This is a genomic window from Bifidobacterium tissieri, from assembly GCF_002259645.1.
GTDB lineage: Bacteria > Actinomycetota > Actinomycetes > Actinomycetales > Bifidobacteriaceae > Galliscardovia > Galliscardovia tissieri.
Window position 1 is genome coordinate 245276 of sequence record NZ_MWWV01000003.1, and the last position, 19416, is coordinate 264691.

15 protein-coding genes and 4 tRNA genes are annotated in these 19416 nt (G+C 60.1%); 15 read left to right on the top strand and 4 right to left on the bottom strand.

What is annotated here, in order from left to right:
- Positions 1–156 precede the first annotated feature (156 nt).
- The 9 genes from BTIS_RS02525 (at position 157) to dapC (ending at position 5807) form a co-directional block, all read left to right on the top strand.
- Positions 157–477: a hypothetical protein gene (locus BTIS_RS02525; protein ID WP_094662348.1), complete on the top strand. Its 321-nt coding sequence runs from the start codon at positions 157–159 to the stop codon at positions 475–477.
- Positions 478–519: 42 nt separating this feature from the next.
- A tRNA-Tyr gene (locus BTIS_RS02530) sits at positions 520–601 on the top strand.
- Position 602: 1 nt separating this feature from the next.
- Positions 603–674: transfer RNA gene (locus BTIS_RS02535), tRNA-Thr, on the top strand.
- 6 nt (positions 675–680) lie between these two features.
- Positions 681–754, top strand: a tRNA-Met gene (locus BTIS_RS02540).
- Positions 755–798: 44 nt separating this feature from the next.
- Positions 799–969 (top strand): 50S ribosomal protein L33, encoded by a 171-nt coding sequence (rpmG, locus tag BTIS_RS02545; protein ID WP_094662350.1) that lies wholly within the window; start codon positions 799–801, stop codon positions 967–969.
- Positions 970–1095: 126 nt separating this feature from the next.
- Positions 1096–2301, top strand: coding sequence for an FAD-binding protein (locus BTIS_RS02550; protein WP_094662352.1), 1206 nt, complete (start codon positions 1096–1098; stop codon positions 2299–2301).
- Positions 2302–2493: 192 nt separating this feature from the next.
- Positions 2494–4008, top strand: coding sequence for an amino acid permease (locus BTIS_RS02555; protein ID WP_094662354.1), 1515 nt, complete (start codon positions 2494–2496; stop codon positions 4006–4008).
- A gap of 124 nt (positions 4009–4132) precedes the next feature.
- Entirely contained in the window at positions 4133–4456 is a 324-nt protein-coding gene (fdxA, locus tag BTIS_RS02560; RefSeq protein WP_094662356.1) for a ferredoxin, read from the top strand.
- A gap of 205 nt (positions 4457–4661) precedes the next feature.
- On the top strand, positions 4662–5807 hold the full coding sequence (gene dapC / locus BTIS_RS02565; protein WP_094662358.1) for a succinyldiaminopimelate transaminase: 1146 nt from the start codon (positions 4662–4664) through the stop codon (positions 5805–5807).
- Positions 5808–5957: 150 nt separating this feature from the next.
- Here dapC and BTIS_RS02570 read toward each other — a convergent pair whose 3' ends face one another.
- On the bottom strand, positions 5958–6380 hold the full coding sequence (locus BTIS_RS02570) for an HIT family protein (RefSeq protein ID WP_094662360.1): 423 nt from the start codon (positions 6378–6380) through the stop codon (positions 5958–5960).
- Positions 6370–6543 carry a hypothetical protein gene (locus BTIS_RS11820; RefSeq protein ID WP_158216816.1) on the bottom strand — a complete coding sequence of 58 codons (174 nt, stop codon included), beginning with the start codon at positions 6541–6543 and terminating at the stop codon, positions 6370–6372. The genes BTIS_RS02570 and BTIS_RS11820 overlap by 11 nt, the downstream gene beginning before the upstream one ends.
- A gap of 142 nt (positions 6544–6685) precedes the next feature.
- On the opposite strand from BTIS_RS11820, the gene uxaC reads away from it, so the two are divergent.
- Positions 6686–8092, top strand: coding sequence for a glucuronate isomerase (gene uxaC, locus BTIS_RS02575; RefSeq protein WP_094662362.1), 1407 nt, complete (start codon positions 6686–6688; stop codon positions 8090–8092).
- 231 nt (positions 8093–8323) lie between these two features.
- Positions 8324–9745 (top strand): glycoside-pentoside-hexuronide (GPH):cation symporter, encoded by a 1422-nt coding sequence (locus BTIS_RS02580; RefSeq protein WP_094662364.1) that lies wholly within the window; start codon positions 8324–8326, stop codon positions 9743–9745.
- Between the two features lie 417 nt (positions 9746–10162).
- Here the strand turns inward: BTIS_RS02580 and dinB are convergent, their stop codons facing one another.
- Both dinB and BTIS_RS02590 read right to left on the bottom strand, forming a co-directional pair.
- Complete coding sequence (gene dinB, locus BTIS_RS02585; protein ID WP_094662365.1) at positions 10163–11689, bottom strand: DNA polymerase IV; 1527 nt, start codon at positions 11687–11689, stop codon at positions 10163–10165.
- 1922 nt (positions 11690–13611) lie between these two features.
- Positions 13612–13701 (bottom strand) — tRNA-Ser (locus BTIS_RS02590).
- Between the two features lie 835 nt (positions 13702–14536).
- Here BTIS_RS02590 and BTIS_RS02595 point away from each other — a divergent pair.
- From BTIS_RS02595 to malQ, 4 genes are all read left to right on the top strand, one after another.
- Positions 14537–15523, top strand: a complete 987-nt coding sequence (locus BTIS_RS02595; RefSeq protein ID WP_094662367.1) for an NAD(P)-dependent oxidoreductase — start codon at positions 14537–14539, stop codon at positions 15521–15523.
- A 221-nt stretch (positions 15524–15744) separates the two neighbouring features.
- A complete protein-coding gene (locus BTIS_RS02600) occupies positions 15745–16389 on the top strand; it encodes an IMPACT family protein (RefSeq protein ID WP_094662369.1) in 645 nt (214 codons plus the stop codon).
- An 11-nt stretch (positions 16390–16400) separates the two neighbouring features.
- On the top strand, positions 16401–17138 hold the full coding sequence (locus BTIS_RS02605; RefSeq protein WP_094662371.1) for an AbrB family transcriptional regulator: 738 nt from the start codon (positions 16401–16403) through the stop codon (positions 17136–17138).
- Positions 17139–17210: 72 nt separating this feature from the next.
- A complete protein-coding gene (gene malQ / locus BTIS_RS02610; protein WP_094662373.1) occupies positions 17211–19382 on the top strand; it encodes a 4-alpha-glucanotransferase in 2172 nt (723 codons plus the stop codon).
- The last annotated feature ends 34 nt before the right edge of the window (positions 19383–19416 follow it).

Consider the following 19416-nt stretch of genomic DNA (forward strand, 5'->3'; position numbering starts at 1 on the left):
CGGACCGTTCGTACGGACTGGGTTTTGACGCACTTTTGACTTGCCGTGCGTTAAGTTCCCAGACAATGCAGGCATAATGGCGATCGTTGTGGCTATGCGGATCCGATATCGGCGCGAATGCGGTATGCGGCGAGCAATGGACAACAAGGAGGTGCCATGACGCAGCATAATCAATCACATCAGGATGCGGATCGGACCGTGAAATCCCATGGTTTCACTGCGGATCAGAGGCGTCTGTTGGAGGATCTGGACGCTGTCGATCACGTCGATTCCCGGGGAAACATCCACTACACCAAGGAATTTTCCAAACACGCGATTGCGGAGTATCAGCGGGGCAAAGGCCCCAAGCAGATCTTCACCGAAGCCGGATTTCCGTTGGAAATACTGGGATACAAGCGAATAGAGCGGGCGATGTACCGGTGGCGACACGCCTACGACACGCCGATTTGCGCGCCCCGGAAAAATGTGTTTATATAGCCGAGTTGCCGATCACGGGGGCCTTCCTCCGGGAGAAGTAACGGCGGATTTCCCAAGCGGTCAAAGGGAGCTGACTGTAAATCAGCCGCTTCGTGCTTCAGTGGTTCGAATCCACTATCCGCCACGCCTCGATAGCTCAGTGGTAGAGCACTTCCTTGGTAAGGAAGAGGTCGCGAGTCCGATTCTCGCTCGAGGCTCTCAATGGCGGGGTAGCTCAGCTGGTTAGAGCGTACGACTCATAATCGTAAGGTCAAGAGTTCGAGTCTCTTCCTCGCTACAAAAACGTCGGAGAAACCGGCGATGACACTATTACAGAGGTGAATGATGGCAAAAAGCGCCGATATCCGTCCCGGCATCACGCTGGCCTGCACCGAGTGCAAAGAGCGTAACTACATTACGACCAAGAACCGTCGTAACACCCCGGATCGCCTTGAGCTGCAGAAGTTCTGCCCGCGTTGCGGCAAGAAGACTGTGCACCGCGAGACCCGCTGAGGTATAGACTTTACATCCCGATCACTGCAAAGTGGTCGGGATTTTTTGTATTTCCGGATTCGAGTTTACCGGCTCCAGTTTTTTGTATGTCCGGCAACGCCTACTGCCCCTGATATGGTGGGCCATATGACTTCTCCTACTTTTGCGGATCTGACCACCATCGGCGTAGGCGGATCCATCGCACGTTTCATTGAACCCGACTCCCGCGTCGGTGTGATCGAAGCCGTTGAGGATGCGGATGATCGTGGACTGCCGCTGTGCGTAATCGGTGGCGGTTCCAATATGCTGGTCAGCGATGAGCCGTTCATGGGATTCGTCGTCCGCGATGCGAGACGATCGATCGGCGTGCCTGACGAAGTGGCTCCCGTCGAAGGCGAGGACCGAACCGTGCATGTGAGCGCAGACGCCGGTGTGAACTGGGATGATCTCGTCGAGTTCTGCGTCCGACTCGGCCTGGAAGGCGTTGAAGGCCTTTCCGGCATTCCAGGGACGGTGGGTGCCTCCGTGGTGCAGAACATCGGCGCCTACGGGCAGGAGGTCGCCGACAGCGTCGACTCCGTGGAGGTCTGGGATCGCGAAACCAAGAAGGTCGTGGAACTCACGACCGCTGATCTGCATTTCGGATACCGCACCTCGGCGCTCAAGTCGAGCATGTACCAGGCTCCCGCGGTGCCGGCCGACTGCTATTTCCCCACGCCGCGCTATGTGGTGCTGTCGGTCACGTTCGCGTTGCGGCACAGCGCCACCGGCGTGGTCAACGTCGGCCAGCTCGCCCGGGCGCTCGGCGTGGAAACCGGTGCCCGTCTGGAAACGCAGGCCATTCGTGATGCCGTACTCGCCGTGCGTGCCGGCAAGGGCATGCTCGAGGACCCCAACCGGTACGCATCGCCGTGGATGCGCGGCACCAAGGAGGATCGCACGATCGAAGCGGCCATGACGGCGCTGAAGACGGCGAACGGCTCCACTGCACCCGACTACAACCGTCACAGCTGCGGCAGTTTCTTCATGAACCCGGTGCTCACCGCCGATGCCGCCGCCGCTCTTCCCGAGGACGCGCCGCGGTTCGCGGCCCCGCTGCCGGACGGCACGCAGGGCGTGAAGACCTCGGCCGCATGGCTGATCGATCACGCCGGATTCCATAAGGGATTCGCCGTGCGCGAGGGGGCGGCAGCCTCGCTGTCCACGTTGCACACGCTGGCCCTGACCAACCGGGGATCCGCCACCGCCGACGATGTCGCCGAACTCGCCCGTACGGTGCAGAACGGTGTGGAGTCCACATTCGGCGTACGACTGATTCCCGAACCCGTGACCATCGGCGTCGATCTGCACTGATCGGTATGTGCCGAATCGTCCCGTAAAACGGTTTACATCCCATATTTCGGACGTAACCTGTGCGTAACCGGCGAATCCTCGCCGGTTTACTTGTTTTTTCACAATTCTTGTCTAATCTCTTCAAGGAACTACAAGCGGGAGGCCGTGCAGCATCGCAGGTCGACTCCGGGAGAAGGACACCATAAAGACATCATGAATCTTTTACGAACCAAGACGGTCGAGCAGACCATCGCCGAAACCGACGAAGCCGACCGCAAGCTCAAACGCAATCTGAAATGGTGGGATCTGGCCATCATGGGCGTGGCCGTCGCCGTGGGTGCAGGCATCTTTTCCGTGGGTGCCCAGGCCGCCGCCTATCATGCCGGCCCCGCCGTGATCATCAGCTTCCTGATCGCCGGCATCGTGTGCGGTGCGGCCGTGATGTGCTACGCCGAATTCGCCTCGATGATCCCGGTGGCGGGATCCGCCTACACCTTCACCTACACCACGGTCGGCGAGATGGTGGCGTGGATCATCGGCTGGGATCTGATCCTGGAAATGCTGATGGCGGGCTCCGTCATCTCCAAGTACTGGGGTGTGTACCTTAACGATTTCTTCCGACTGATGGGATGGAACCTCAATACCGGCGTCCAGATCGGATCGTTCACGCTTGACGTGGCCCCGATCATCATCGTGGCGTTCTTCACCGTGCTGCTCGTCTACGGCACCCGACTGGGCGCTCGCGTGGACGGCGCGATGACCGTGCTCAAGATCGCCATCGTGTTCTTCGTCGTCATCGTCGGATTCTTCTACGTCAAGGCATCCAACTTCACGCCGTTCATCCCGCCGAGCGAACCGGCATCCTCCGTGCAGACCGCATCCAGCGAGGTCACCGGCATCTGGGCGCAGCCGCTGTGGCAGTGGGCCACCGGCATGACCCCGTCGATCTACGGCATCCCCGGCATCCTGTCCGGCGCGGCCCTCGTGTTCTTCGCCTTCATCGGCTTCGACGTGGTGGCCACCGCGGCCGAGGAGACCGACAATCCGAAGAAGGCCGTGCCGCTGGGCATCGGCACCGGCATGCTGCTCATCATCGTCATGTACGTGGCCGTGGCCGTGGTGACCACCGGCATGGTCTCCTACAAGGATCTGGCCAAGGCCCAAAGCCCGTCGCTCGCCACCGCATTCGAACTTGTGGGTGCCAACTGGGCGGCCAAGATCATCAGCTTCGGCATCGTGCTCGGTCTGGCGACCGTGGTCATGGTGCTGCTGCTCGGCCTGACTCGCATCGTGTTCGCCATGAGCCGTGACGGACTGCTGCCGCGCGGCCTGTCCAAGACCGGCGCGCACGGCACCCCGGCCATCCTGCAGATCGCCTGCGGTGTGGTCGTGGCTCTGGTCGCCGCGTTCTTCGACATCGGCGTGCTGTCCGACATGGTGAACATCGGTACGCTGTCCGCGTTCACGCTGGTCGCCATCTCCGTGCCGATCATGCGCAGGAAGCGCCCCGACCTCAAGCGTTCGTTCGTCATGCCCGGCAACCCGTGGGTGCCGATCCTCATCGGCTTGGCGAACCTGTGGCTCATGCTCAACCTCACCGTGCTCACCTGGGTGCGGTTCGTGGTGTGGCTGGTCGTCGGCTTCGCGATCTACTTCGCCTACGGCTACCGTCACTCCCGTCTGGGACTTGACCAGCTCAAGGGTGACATTCCAGCAGACGCTCGCTGATCGTCAACGACTAATCAGCGACTAATCACAGCCATACGCCGTCCCTGTTATGGGGGCGGCGTAAACTATATGTTCAGTATGTGAAACGCCGCGGGGATGTGCGGCGAGATGAAGGAGATTGATCATGCCTTATGTTGTTGCCCAGCCCTGCGTGGACGTGAAGGACAAGGCCTGTGTGGACGAATGCCCGGTGGACTGCATCTACGAGGGGCCACGTACGCTGTACATCAACCCGAACGAATGCGTGGACTGCGGTGCCTGCGAGCCCGTGTGCCCCACCGAAGCCATCTTCTACGAGGACGATCTGCCCGAGGAGTGGGCTTGGTACAAGGATGCCGCAGTGCAGTTCTTCGCCGAAGTGGGCGATCAGGGCGGAGCCTCCGGCTTCGGCGAGATCGACCACGATCAGGAGCAGGTGGCCGCGTTGCCCCCGCAGAATCAGGACTGAATCCCAGATTTTTCAGTACTGATTATCAGATTCCGGCGTCATACATGTTCGAATTGCCCTCGGAACGGGAGAGCGGACGTGAACGGCACCGGAATCTTTTATTATTACGTGTGATTACGCCTGATTACGATTACCGATGTATCGGTAGGGCGCGGCAGGGCGGAATGCCCGTGAACGCCCGAACACCTATGAACGGAGAAGACCTGTGGGATTCGCACCATTCAACACGCCATACGACTGGTCTCGACTGTCCGCGGCCAAAGCCGTGGCCGCACAGCATCCGGACGGCATGATCGACCTGTCCATCGGCTCGCCGGTCGACGATGTGCCCGCCAGCGTACGCACAGCGCTCGCCGACGCCTCCGACGATCCGAACGCCTACGGATATCCGGTCACACGCGGCACCACACAGCTGCGTGAAGCCATCACCCGATGGTTCTCCAAGGCGCGCGGCGTGGAACTCGAGGCAATCGGTGCCGGCATCTGCCCCACGGTGGGATCCAAGGAAGGCGTCGCACTCATGGCGTCACTGCTCGGACTTGGCCACGGCGACGTCGTGGTGCAGCCGCGCATCTCCTACCCGACATACGAAATCGGCACCCAGCTGGCCGGCGCGCAGACGTTGAAAGCGGACGTCGCCGACGTGGCATCCTGGGAGCACGTGCCCGGCGTGAAGATGATATGGGTCAACTCGCCGTCCAATCCGACCGGCGAAGTGCTCACCGCCGCACAGCTGCGCGCCATCGTCGACACGGCACGCCGGATCGGCGCGGTCGTGGTTTCCGACGAATGCTACGCGCTCATGGACTGGCGATCAGACGTCCCGGAACTCACCGCCACCGACTGCATTCTCAATAACGACGTCTGCGAAGGCAGCGCCAAGGGGCTGCTGTGCCTGTACTCGCTGAGCAAGCAGTCCAACATGGCCGGCTATCGTACGGCACTGATCGTAGGCGACAACGCCATCGTCGCCCCCATGCTGGAGACGCGCAAGCAGATCGGCCAGATCATCCCCGGGCCCAGCCAGGCCGCCATGGCCGCCGGACTCGACGATCTGGATTCGGTGATCGCGCAGCGCTCGCGGTATCGCGAACGTCTGGAACTGCTCGTCGACGGTCTGCGTGCCGCCGGATACGAGGCGGAGATGCCGGAAGGTGCCTTGTACGTATGGGTCAAGGCCGTCAGCGGTGACTGCTGGACCGACATCGATGCGCTCGCCAGGCTTGGCATCATCGTCAGTCCGGGGGAGTTCTACGGCGACAAGGAATATCTGCGTGTGTCCGCCACCGCCGGCGATGCCGCGGTCAGCGCCGCCGCCGAACGACTGGCACACGCCGATCTGAATAGATAGGGAACGGATAACGGGGTACGTATTCATACGCGATACGCATCCATACGCATACGGTGCGTACATACACGAGGAGCCTCCGCCAATGACGGAGGCTCCTCGCTTAGGGAAGGGATCAGAAGGGGAAAGTAATACCAGTCGGTGACTCGTCAATCAGAGATTCGCGACGATGGCCTTGGCCAGCTCGTCGTACTCGGCATCGGTCAGATGCACGCGATCGGGGTTCATGGCAAAGGTGCCGCCCCACTCGAACTCGTCATCCTTGTACTTCGGCACCAGATGGAAGTGCAGATGATGACCGGTGTCGCCGTAGGCGCCGTAGTTCACCTTGTCCGGATGGAACGTGGCGTGCAGGGACTTGGCCACGCGGTCCACGTCGTCGAAGAAGGCGTTGCGATCGGCTTCGCTCAGCTCCACGATCTCGGAGACGTGATGCTTGGATGCGACGATCACACGGCCCTTGTGGCTCTGCTCCTTGAACAGCACCAGCTTGCTCGCCGGCAGTTCGAAGATCTTGATGCCGAAGGCGTCCAGAGCGGCGCCTTCATCGCAGTATGCACAAGCTTCATTGCTCATTGAAATTCCTTTCATCGAGTGCGATCTCGTCATGGAGATGCTGCTTCCAGCATAGGAATGCCGGGAAATCGATGTCGTAATTGTTGCCACGAGTTGCAACATTGTCAACAATAGTCAAAAAATGAGGCAAACGCTGGCAACAAAAGAAAGTGATCTGGCTCACGCTTCCTATCGTGTGAAGTGTTCAAAGGATTGCATGGACGCAGTCCTTACGGAGATACGGAAAACCACGATCACAGCCATACAGTGGCGGCCTAGGCCGTAGTGTGCGCGGTGGTCGAAAGGACCGAAGGAGGTTACTGACCATGGCTTTCATGGATGATGACTACCTGCTGACCACGGATCTGGCCAAGGAGCTGTTCCACGGTTACGCGGAGAGCATGCCGATCGTGGACTACCACTGCCACCTGCATCCGGAGGAGATCTACAAGGATCCGAACTTCAAGGACATCGTCGAGGCGTGGCTCACCGACGGCAACAACTACGGCGACCACTACAAGTGGCGTCTGGAGCGCGCCAACGGCGTGCCGGAGGAGCTCATCACCGGCAACGGCGATCCGTGGGACAAGTTCTATGCCTACGCGCAGACCATGGAGAAGGCCATCGGCTCCCCGGTCTACATGTGGACCCATCAGGAGCTTCGCCGCTACTTCGGCATCACCGACGAACTGAACACCAAGACCGCCAAGGACATCTACGAGAAGACCAACGAGATGCTGGCCACTCCGGAGTTCTCCCGTCGTTCGCTGCTGCGTCGCATGAACCTCGACACCATCTGCACCACCGATGATCCGGTCGATTCCCTCGAATACCACATCGCGTTCGAGAAGGACGGCGGCGACACCTTCAAGATGATCCCGGCCATGCGCCCGGACAAGGCCCTGAACCCCGACAAGGCCGGCTTCGGCGAGTGGGTCGACCAGCTCGAGCAGGTCACCGGCGATACCATCAACTCCTTCGACGACATGATGGCCGCCATCAACAAGCGTGTCGACTTCTTCCACGAGCACGGATCTCGCCTGTCCGACCACGCGGCCGACCTGATGCTGTACGCGCCGTCCACCGCCGCCGAGCGTGACGCGATCCTCGCCAAGGCCCGCGCCGGCGAACCGCTGACGCTCGAAGAGGTCACCAAGTACCGCACCCAGCTGTTCCTCGACCTCATGAAGATCTACCACGCCCACGGCTGGACCATGCAGCTGCACATCCACGCCATGCGCAACATCAACGAGCGCGAGTTCGGCATCCACGGTGCCGACACCGGCTACGATTCGATCAACGATCGTTCCATCGCCGAGCCGCTGGCCGCCCTGCTCAACGAGGCCGCTAAGACCGACTCCATCCCGAAGATGCTCATTTACTCGCTCAACCCGAACGACTATCTGGCCATCACCACCATCATGGGATGCTTCCAGGGCGGCATGAAGCAGCGCATGGCCCTCGGCAACGCCTGGTGGTTCAACGACACCCGTACCGGCATCCGCAAGCAGATCCAGACCATGGCCGAAGGCTCCCTGTTGGGCAACTTCGTGGGCATGACCACGGATTCCCGCTCGTTCCTGAGCTTCCCGCGCCACGAGTTCTTCCGCCGCATCCTGTGCGAGCAGCTGGGCGAGTGGGCATCCCGCGGCGAGATCCCGTCGGATCTCGACACTTTGGCCCCGCTGGTGCAGGACGTCTCTTACAACAACGCCAAGGAGCTGTTCGTCTGATCTCCCGATCGGGAATCGGCCGAATCCTCGGGTGATCCGAGGAAGAACAAGGAAATAAGAGAGAGCAGTCGTTTCGGCGCTGCGGTCCCGGTGTCGTTCCATTGGCATCGGTCCGCATCGGTCCGCGCGCCGAAACGACGGCATAACTGAATGACGCATAACTGAAGATAAAGGAAGGACCGTAGCGGCACCGTCGCCGCAACGGGTGTTGTTATCAAAAGGTGAAATACGATGACTAGTGCAGTACAGGAAACGGCCGCCACAATCAACGGCCAGAAGAAGCTGAGCTGGCGAGAGAAAATCGGCTACGGCTTTGGTGATCTCGGCAACGGCTTCATGTTCGATCTCGGTCAGGCCTACCTGACCAAGTTCTACACCGACGTCGCGCTGATCAACCCCGGCATGGTCGCCACGATCATGGCCGTGACCAAGATCTACGACGCCTTCATGGACCCGATCGCCGGCGCGTTCGTCGACAGCCGTAAGATCGGCAAGCATGGCAAGTTCCGTCCGGTCATGATGGTCGGCGCCATCGTGCTGTCCATTCTGACGGTCATTACGTTCACCATGCCCGACTTCCCGATGTGGGGACGTATCGTCTACGCGTTCGCCACCTACATGGCATGGGGAACCTGCTATTCGTTTACCAACCTGCCGTACGTGGGCCTCGCAAACGTCATGACCCGTGACGTCGACGAACGCGCGCAGCTGGCCACCACCCGTCAGGCCGGTTCGCTGGGCGCCCAGTGGATCACCGGCGTGGCCTTCATCCCGATCATCCTGCTGTTCTCCAACTCCGACGGCAAGGTCACCACGTTCCACGGATACGCCGTGGCTGCCACGATCATGGCCCTGCTCGGCGTGATCTGCTTCGCCGTCACGTTCTTCAACTGCAAGGAGCACATCCAGGTCAACCGCGAGAAGACCGGTGACAAGGAGAAGGAAGGCGTCGGCGCCTACATCAAGGTGGTCTTCACCAACAAGCCGCTGCTCGCCATCATTCTGATGACCCTGTTCACCATCTCCGCCATGAACACCAACAACGCCATGATGCTGTACTTCGCCGAGTACAACCTGGGCAACATGGGTCTGCAGCCGGTGATCAACGCCATCCAGATGGGCTGCTCCATCGTGGCCATCCTCTCCATCCCGTTCCTCGTCAAGAAGTTCGGCAAGAAGCAGGTCGCCGTGGTCTGCTTCGTGGTGGGTGCCGTCGCCAACCTGATCAACTACTTCCTGCCGACCAACCTCGTCACCTTCATCATCTTCGTGACCATCGGCTACGTGTGCCTCGCCATCCCGAACGGCATCACCTGGGCCTTCGTCAACGACGTGATCGACTACGGCGAGTGGCACACCGGCATCCGTAAGGAAGGCATTACCGTGGCCGCGTTCAACTTCTCCCGTAAGCTCGCGCAGTCCCTGGCCGCCGTCATCACCGCCGGCATCCTCGGCGTCACCGGCTACGTCGCCAACCAGGTGCAGTCGCAGGCCACCCTGAACGGCATCAAGGGCGCCATGACCCTCTACCCGGCCGTGGCCCTGTTCGCCGCCATGCTGATCATCTTCTTCCTCTACGGTCTGACCGACGACAAGTACCGCAAGATCGCCGACGACCTGAACAACGGCAAGTGGGAGAAGGGCAACCTCTGATCTGCTGATCGGTTTTGATTCGCTTGGCGAATACGATTCTCTGAGTTCAGAGAATTGGATTCGCAAGGTGAGCGATTCACTGAGCGTTGAGTGATTCGCCGAGCGGATCAGAACCATGACATCGCTGATTCCTCCGAACCATATCCCTATGGTTCGGAGGAATTGTCGTATGTGGGGTGAATGCGTGAGATGAATATGCCCGGCTTGATCGCGGTGGAGTGATGTGATTGCGGATGCGATTGCGAGCGGTCCGATCATGCCATGCAATATCCGAACACGACCATACCGCGGTCGGGCACAGACGTGAATGTAGGCATGGACGCCGGCATGGTCAAGGGCGGTCTGATCGGTTGGGGCAGGTCTGGTCGGCATAGTCAGGTTGTCGTGGTCGGATGTGGGAGCGAGGTGGCTCGAAGCTCAGTCGCCCGTGCGATGTGTGCCGTGCGGCTTGCGCAGTCCCAGTCGTACGGCGTCGGTGCCATACCGCTGACGAATCGAATCCAACGCCTTCTCCGCCTGACTCATCCGTTTGGGATTCGGTGTTCCATGAGTTGATGACGGCATTGATACTGATGTCGATCTCGATGGTGACGTTGATCCCGATACTGACGTTGATGGGGACGCATGACGTCGACCGTCATTCTGACCATGCGCATCCTGATCGTGTGTATCCTGCCCGCGCGTGCCCTGTCCATACATACTCTGCCCATGCGCGGCAGGGAAACGGGAGCCGGCTGACCGCTCGCTAGGGGAGCGGCCGGCATTCTCGACTTCCGCCTCCGCCAGCAAATCGTCAAAACTCGCCTGCACCGGAGTGGTCGCCACATCCGCCAATCCAGACGCACTCAGCCCGGCAAGCCGTACCGAACGCGGCAATCTTGTATCGCCATGATCCGCCGCCCCCTCGGCCATGCCGAGCATACGTTCCAGTAGTCGCACGCTTTGCGGATAGATCGCGCTCGCCGTGGTGACCGGCGTTTCCAATGTGCGCGATTTCGTTGAATACGACAGGTCTGCGAATCGTAGTTTCACTGTGATCGTACGGGCCATCAGGCCCTTGCGTCGCAACGTGGACGCCACGGTGTCGGCGCACCACAGCAGCAGACTCGTCACGTCGTCCGCGGTCGTGGCATCCGTGTCGAATGTGCGTTCAGCGCCGATCGACTTTTCCGGGGTGTATGGCGTCACTGTGCGTTCGTCGAGTCCTCGCGCCGCCAGATACAACGAACGCGCATGTGACGCCGAACCGCACGCCTGCGTCAGTTCCCGCTCATCGAGCCCGGCCAATTGCGCCACCGTCGTCACACCCCACTGTTCGAGTCGTTTGCCGAGTGACGGACCCACGCCGGGAATCGAACGTATCGGCAGCATCTGCACGAATTCGGCCTGCCTGGCCTTGGGAATCAACAACATGCCGTTGGGTTTGGCGTTGGTCGATGCGAGTTTGGCCACGAGCTTGTTCGACGCCACGCCTACCGAACAGGTAAGTCCGAACGTGCGTGCCACTTCGCTGCGCAACCATGCGCCGATCGCGGTCGGACTGCTCCAGCGTCGCAGCGCCCCCGACACGTCCATATAGCATTCGTCCACCGACACGCGTTCGATGCGATCGGTCACCTCGCCGAACACAGCGAACACACGACGTGACATCTCCCGGTAATAGGCCATGTCGACGGGCAGGAAAATGCCCTGAGGGCATAGTCGTCGTGCCGTGGCTGTGGGCATGGCCGAGTTCACGCCGAACGGTCGGGCTTCGTAGCTTGCCGCAGACACCACCGATCGCGGACCCGTGCCGATGATCACCGGCTTGCCCTTGAGCTCCGGGTGCCGGGCGATCTCGCAGGACGCGAAGAATGCGTCCATGTCGATGTGCAGCGTATTGCAGCCGGTCTCGTCATGCCCCCAATCCCGTTTGACGGCGGCAAGACGTGGCGAAGTACTCATACCACCATTGAAGCACGGCAGGTGCCAAATGCGATGTGGTTTCTGTCGAGGAGATCGTCTTCCACGATCCGATCGCCGGGTGGTTTTCGCGGTGGTGTGGTTTCTGTGGTGTGGTTTCTGGTGGTGGTGTGATGCTCGTGTTAAGTGTGCGTTTTCGTGGTGATGTGGTTTTGTGATGGTGTGGTTTCTGGACTGTCTCTTTACATGTCGGAACCGTTGTTTTTCAGTGTCTCTCGGTATTCATCACGACCACCCTCCGCCAGCCTCCGTCACCCTCCGTCACCCTCGCAGACCGGTAGTCAGGACCAGTTACGCATCTAACGGAGACACTCCCAGGCACTTCTGTTGCGCACCGGCGATCAGGACCAGATTTCACACCTAAAGAGACAGTCTCTGATTCCTGGTGGTGTGGTGCTCATTGAGCGGGGAGTGTCTTGGTGGGTGTGTGACTGGTCTTGTCTGCCAGTCGCGAGGCCGGCGGGAAGGGGCTCTCGCTTGAGAGCAGCGCCGATCGAAGCGGTGACGACATGCAGAAAGACGGTTCCCCGCCTCGGTGCGTATCTGACGCACGTATGCACCGAACAAGCACCGGACGCACGCCCCTGTGCGTATCCGACTCACATATGCACCGAACAAGCACCGGACGCACGCCCCGATGCACATATGACGCACAGAGACGTCGAACAAGTACCGGGGACACGATTCGGTGCGGGTTCGGCATCCATATGCGACGAACCCGCACCGAGCCGCACTCCTCGGTGCTTGTTCGACGCACGTTTGTGACGAACCCGCACTAGGGGGCACGTTTTACTGCGTATTCGACATCCATATACGACAAACCCGCACTGAAGGACGTGCTTCGCTGCGTATCCGACGGACATCCGAGACGAACCCGCAGTAGGAAACCCGATCCAGTGCACATCCGACGTGCGCATGCGACCAATTCCAGTTACACACTTACCGAGACACTCCCCACACTTAAAGAGACAGCCCCCGAGACACTCCCATTGAACGCAAGGGGTGGTTGTGAGAGAAGGGAAGGTGCGTGAGTTACTCCGGTGGTATGGTTTCGACGAGTGTGAGAGACGGTTGGGGAGCGACGGTTACTGCTTGGTGGCGTGCGTGGTGGTGTGCGTGTGATGCGTGCGAGGGATGTGTGTATTCAATTGGAAGTGGTGTGTTTGATTGGAAGTGGGCCGTGTGAGCGTGTGGGCGGTTTCCGGTGCAGACGGGGGACGCTTGTTGTACCGACCCCTGAAGCGTCCTGATTGTCGTTCCGCCCCGCTAATTCTCGTGGCAGAGAACGTGCGTGGGGCTTGGATTTGTGTTCTCTGCCAGGTCTTGTGGCAGGAAATTGCTGTGGCGTGTGAATATGCGTTCTCTGCCATGGAATCGTGGTACGGAATGTGTTTTCGGTTGGAATCGGCGTAGTGTGCCAGATCGCCGTGGCATGGAATGGAATAGCATCGTATTTCGGTGTTCTCTGCCATGGAATCGTGATGCCTAAAGCGTATTTTCGTGCCAGATTGCAGCTGCTTCCGACCGATTTCACTATGAATCGTCGATATTCCCGCTTTTTCCGTGGCAGGGAATGTAAATATCACCATGTACAGCATTCTCTGCCAATCCGAATGGTACGCAATGCATTTTCGCTTCTGAATCCCATTCTCTGCCACGCGGCATCAGCAAGGCCCACTTTGCCGTTATTGATATCGCTGCCCGCAGGGCCGATACGAGACGTTCGGCATCCCCATGCGCCACGGCACCGGCATCGACTGGAACGACTTCCACACCCGGGTCGACTGGCCATCCAACGACTAGACCACCAGACACACATTTTGGCCTATAAGCCCACATTTTGGCCTATAAGCCCCGAAATCGGCATGAAAAAAGGGATCCGCGAGCAACCGCGAATCCCTCGGTGGCGGAGTGAGGGGGATTCGAACCCCCGAACCGCTTGCGCAGTTAACACCTTAGCAGGGTGCCCCTTTCGGCCACTCAGGCATCACTCCGTCGCGCTCGCCTGAGCGCAACAGATCAATACTGTATCACGGGTTGTGGATTTTGCGAAATACGGCATGTCTATATGACTGAGGAATCCTCCGACCTGACATATTCGACGATTGACGTGGTTGGAAGCTGGATACGACGGGGAGCTGGATTTCAAGGATTGGTCGTCCGCTGATTGTCGAAGATGCCTTGGACGCGCGCGGCTGGGAAATCGGTCGTTTGGTTGCCGATATAGCAGCGCATATGACGACGTTGGCGTGAACCGACCCCGATCAACAAGTGAGCGGGGATGGAGGTACGCCGTTGTCCGCCATCTCCGCATCTCACAATATCGCTTTTTTGTGCCGCTATGTGGACGTTGTGATGGGAGGACAGGGGTGGGTAGTCGGCGTATCGCGCCAACAGAACATAAGTGAACGAAGTCTCACATTGTGAGTTCGAATGGGTTTGCCGTCACCATGCGGATGTTATTGCTCACATTGTTGAGTGAAATGAACATGCCGTTTTTTCCTGCGTCATGGACATTTCTCAAAAACGGCATTCCGTGGGCGTGTCGTTCAGTTGTGAAAAGCCGTTTGGCATGATACCCGAAATCACGACATCACGCGTACGGTACCGTGATCGCAACGTGGTTCATGACATCCCCGGTATGCCACCCAATTCGTGAGCGCATCCCAACTAATATGCGCACCCCAATTCGTGAACATGCATCTCCGGCGTCCGTCTCGTTGCCGTCTCATCGCAATCCCACCGCATCCATCCACTCGAACAGTTAACGATCGGACACCCTGGTGGATAGACTGACAACGGTTACCGGCCACATGAAAAGGGGGTCCAATGATCATCGAACGGAACATGGAGCATACTGATCTACCACTGGTGGTGATCCCCGCCTGTTTCCCCTCGATGGCCCCCTACCTTGAACGCGGTCTCGACGTCATCGCCACCAAGGCCCGCGTCCGTATGCATACCGATATGACGCTTGACCTCGACGAGATCATGGCCCGTCTTGAGAATGCGAACGTTGCCATGACCACCGGCATTCATTTCAACAACGCCATGCTTGATGCGCTGGCACCGACGTTGCGTTGCCTCACCTTCGGAGGCACGGGCGTCGCCAATTTCGTCGACGTCAACCATGCCCACGATCTCGACATCATGGTCTGCAATGCCGTACATTACGGCGACAACGCCGTGGCCGAACACACCATCGCGCTGCTGTTCGAAATCACCCACAAGGCGGGACGGCTCGACGTGCGCACCCGAGCTCAGGGATGGCCTGGCTCCGACATCACCGAAATCGGTGGCATGACCATGGGAATCGTCGGGTTCGGCGGCATCGGTCATCGTGTGGCCGAACTCGCCCACGGCCTTGGTATGAAACTGATCGTCTGGGCGCGCCACCCCGACACCGAAACGCTTGACCGACTCGGTGTCGAACGGGCGGACAGCATCGATGACGTCTTCGCCAAGGCCGACGTGGTCAGCCCGCATCTGGCACTCAACGACGCCACGCGCGGCATCATCACCGCCCGTCACCTCGACATGCTGCATCCTGGCGCCATCTTCCTCAACACCGCCCGCGCCGAACTCGTCGAACAGGGCGCACTCGAACGACGACTCAACAACGGCGACATCTTCGCCGGCCTCGACGTATTCGACCCCGAACCGCTGCCCGACGACGCACCCCTGCGCGACTGCCCCAACACCGTACTCACCCCGCATGTGGCGTGGCGCAGCGACAAGGCGCTCGCCGGCATCGTCGATCAGAACATCCGATCCGTCGTCGCGTTCCTTGACGGAGAATCGTACAACATCGTCTAATCGTCTAAACGTCAATCGTCTAAACGACTAAGAGTCCAGAATCCCGCGATTCGTTACTCTTGTGTCGTACGCGATCGAGGACGCCGTACAGCCAGCGCTCCCACGAATCCGTCACTCACATACTCACGGCATCCATCACTCAGAACACCGTCGCTCAGAACGCCATCTCGGGCATCCACCGCTCAGGATGTCCGTCATCTGCCCCAACGAAAGTCATCACTATGCGCACGATTCTCAATACTCCCGATTCGCCGGCACACGACTCGCTGGTGGAGAAGAAATCCGAATTCATCGGCGACGCCTGCCACATCGATTCGCAGGACGAGGCGTTGTCGTTCGTGCAGACGATCCGTGACCAGCATCCCAAGGCTCGTCACGTGGCGTTCGCCGCCATGTGGGGCGGTTCCGACGGCCGTCTGGGGGAGCGGATGAGTGATGACGGCGAGCCGAGCGGTACCGCAGGCAAGCCGATTCTTGACGTGCTGCGTCAGGGCGGTCTGACCGACTGTGTGGTGTGCGTGACCCGATATTTCGGCGGCATCCTGCTGGGTTCCGGCGGTCTGATCCGTGCGTATTCGTCGGCGGCATCGCTGGCGGTGAAGGCCGCGCAGGGGGCGAACATCATCCCGTGCACGCAGTACGAAACCGTGGTGGAGTATCCGCAGTTGGCCATGATGCGACAGATCGTCGCGCAGTTGGACGGAACGGTGGATGACGAGGAGTTCACCGACTGCGTGACCATGATGGTCTCCGTGCCGCAGCCGTCGGTCGGGGAATTCGAATCACGCGTGGTGGAGACGTTCAACGCCACCGTGCTGGTGGAGCGTCGCGGCAGTTTCAACCGTCCCATCGCGGACCGCGGCTAAGCTGGATGCCCATGACCGAAGAAACCCCGCAGCCAGTACAGCCCGAGCAGAGCGCTTCCGTCCCTGACACGTCTGCCCCTGACACGTCCGTACCTGATGCGCCCGCACAGAACACGTCAGCACAGGACGCTCATGACGCCGCCGAACACGAGCCGCTCACCGTCACCTACGAACGGCTTCGCCATTCCGACGATCCGGCCGAACTGGGCGAGTTCGCTCGTCGTCCGCTGCCCGACCGCGGCGATGCCGCCGCGTTCTCCCGCGCCACCGCACTGCTTGAGGCTGTTGCCGGCAATCTGCACACCGATGTGGCGGATCGTGTGTTCCTCGCCGAGACCATGCCGTTCCCGAACGTCCTCGTCAAACTCAGCGTGGATCCCGATCCGTCCGTGCGTGAGGCGGTGGCCAGAAACAAGGCCGACAAGAACTGGCTGGTGGGCCGACTGACCAAGGACGACGTCGATGAGATCCGCGATGTGGCGCTACGCAATCCGAACACGTCGTGGAAGATGCGTATGGAAGGCGCCGAAGACACGCGCAACGGCGCTGATATTCTCGACTATCTTTCCCGCTTCGGTGTGGACGACGACATGTCCGGCCCGGCCGTGCTCACGTCGATGATCCGTCGGGCGGTGGCGTTGAATCCCAACACCGGCGCGGACACGCTCGCCCGTCTGGCCGATGATCCCTCCGAAGAGGTTCGGCACGCCGTGGAACGACGAAACGCCACCAACGACAATGGACGGTAAAAAACCCGTATCCAACGGGTAAAAACGGAATGTCAAACGATGTAACCGCGATTTCGGGGTTAAGCTGAAACTATGGAACAGCGAGAAGAATCCCAAGAACGCCTGTCGCGCCCGCTGATTCAGTTGGCGAAGATGAAGGGTGTGGCCACGTTCTACGTCGGCCAGCAAGGTGAATACGTCGAGATTGACGATGACGTCCTGGTCGATGTGCTGCGAAGTCTTGGTGTTGACGCCTCGACCAACGAGGCCGTCCTCGACTCCCTGCGCAAGGCCAGCGCCGAGCGTTACAGCCGTCTTGTGCCGGCAACGTTGCTGCACATCGCGGGTCAGGAAAGCCGAGTCAAGGTCAACAACGAAGTGTTCGACGTGCCGTCGGCCAAACTTGTGCTTGAGGATGGCACCGAATATCCCGAACCGATCAAATGTGTGGCAGGCGACGGTGCCATAGCCCAGCCGGTCGGCGATCGGTTCATCGTCAATTCCGCGCTGGTGATCCCGGCTGATGTGCCGCTCGGCTACCACACGCTGACCGTCACGGTGGGCGGCCGCACCGAGGAGTCTACGCTGATCAGCGCCCCGGCGAAGATCGAACTGCTTGACCCGATGAAGACCGGCCACCTGTGGGGCTGGATGGCACAGTTCTACTCCGTGCGCTCGCGCAATTCGTGGGGTGTGGGTGATTTCGCCGATCTCAAGACCATGCTGCGCGATTCTAAGGAGAAGACCGGCGCCGACTTCATGCTCATCAACCCGGTGCATGCCGGCGAGCCGTGCACGCCGCTGACGCCGTCCCCGTATCTGCCGATCTCGCGCAGGTTCGTCAATTTCACGTACATCAATCCGCAGAGCGTACCCGAATACGCGGAACTGTCGAACGAGGCCAAGGCCGAGATCGACCGTCTGCACGAGACCGTTGCGGAGCTGAACCAGAACGCCGATAAGATCGACCGCGATGCCATGTGGAACGCCAAGATGCCGGCACTGTGGACGATTTTCAAGGCCGGTCGCACTCCGGAGCGCCAGCAGGAGTTCGATGCATACAAGGCCAAGGCCGGCGAGGATCTCGAAGGATACGCCACCTGGTGTCTGGCCTACGACAAGTGGGGCGCACCCACCGGCAAGCCCGGATCGTGGATCAAGAGCTTCAACCGGAACTCGGACGAGGTCGCCCAGCTGCGTAGCCAGTACCCCGATACGCTGGACTTCTACCGCTGGCTGGAGTGGATCGCGGATGAGCAGCTGGCCGATGCACAGCAGACCGCCTACGATGCGAATATGACGATCGGCCTGATGAGCGACATGGCCGTTGGCGTGCACCCGTACGGTTCCGACGTGTGGTGGAATCCGGAGCGATTCGCGTATGGTGCCACCGTGGGCGCGCCGCCGGACTTCTACAACCAGCAGGGACAGAACTGGAGCCAGCCGCCGCTTAACCCGAACTATCTGGCAGCCACCGGCTACAAGGCCTATCGCGATATCGTGGCCGGCATGTTCGCCCATGCCGGTGGCGTGCGCATTGACCATGCCATCGGTCTGTTCCGCCTGTGGTGGATCCCCGAAGGCCGTAGCGCCAAGCAGGGCACCTACGTGTACTACGACTCCGCGGTCATGCTGGGTATTCTGGCCCTTGAAGCCACGCGTGCGCATGGCGTCGTGGTAGGTGAGGATCTTGGCGTGGTGCCCGAGTATATGGCGCATTCGCTGGCCGAGCACGGTCTGCTGGGTTGTGCCATCGAATGGTTCGAGCAGCGTGACGGCAAGTTCCGTCGTCCGCAGGACTGGCGTCCGCTTACCCTCGCCTCGGTGACCACGCACGACATCCCGCCGACCGCCGGCTACCTCACCTACGAGCACGTGAAGCTGCGCAATCAGCTCCATCTGCTCGCCGGCAGCGAAGAGGAGTTCATGGCCGATGCCAAGCGCGAGCACGACGCCTTGCTCTCCATGCTCGCCGATGGTGGCTTTATCAAGCGTGGATGGCTGAACAACGAGGCCGAGCACGAGCAGGACCTGATCGAAGGCATGCATCGCGCCCTGTGTGCATCCCCGTCGAAGCTGCTGTGCGCCACCGTCACGGACGGCGTGGGGGAGAAGCGCACACAGAACCAGCCTGGCACGAACAACGAATACCCGAACTGGCGTATCCCGCTTGCCGATGGCGACGGTCATGTGGTGAGTGTGGAGGAGCTGTTCTCCAACGCGCGTGTGCAGTCCCTTGCGGCTGTGATGCGCGGCGAGAAGTGAGCTCCAAGCCCAATCGTTCTGTTCGATCGACGAA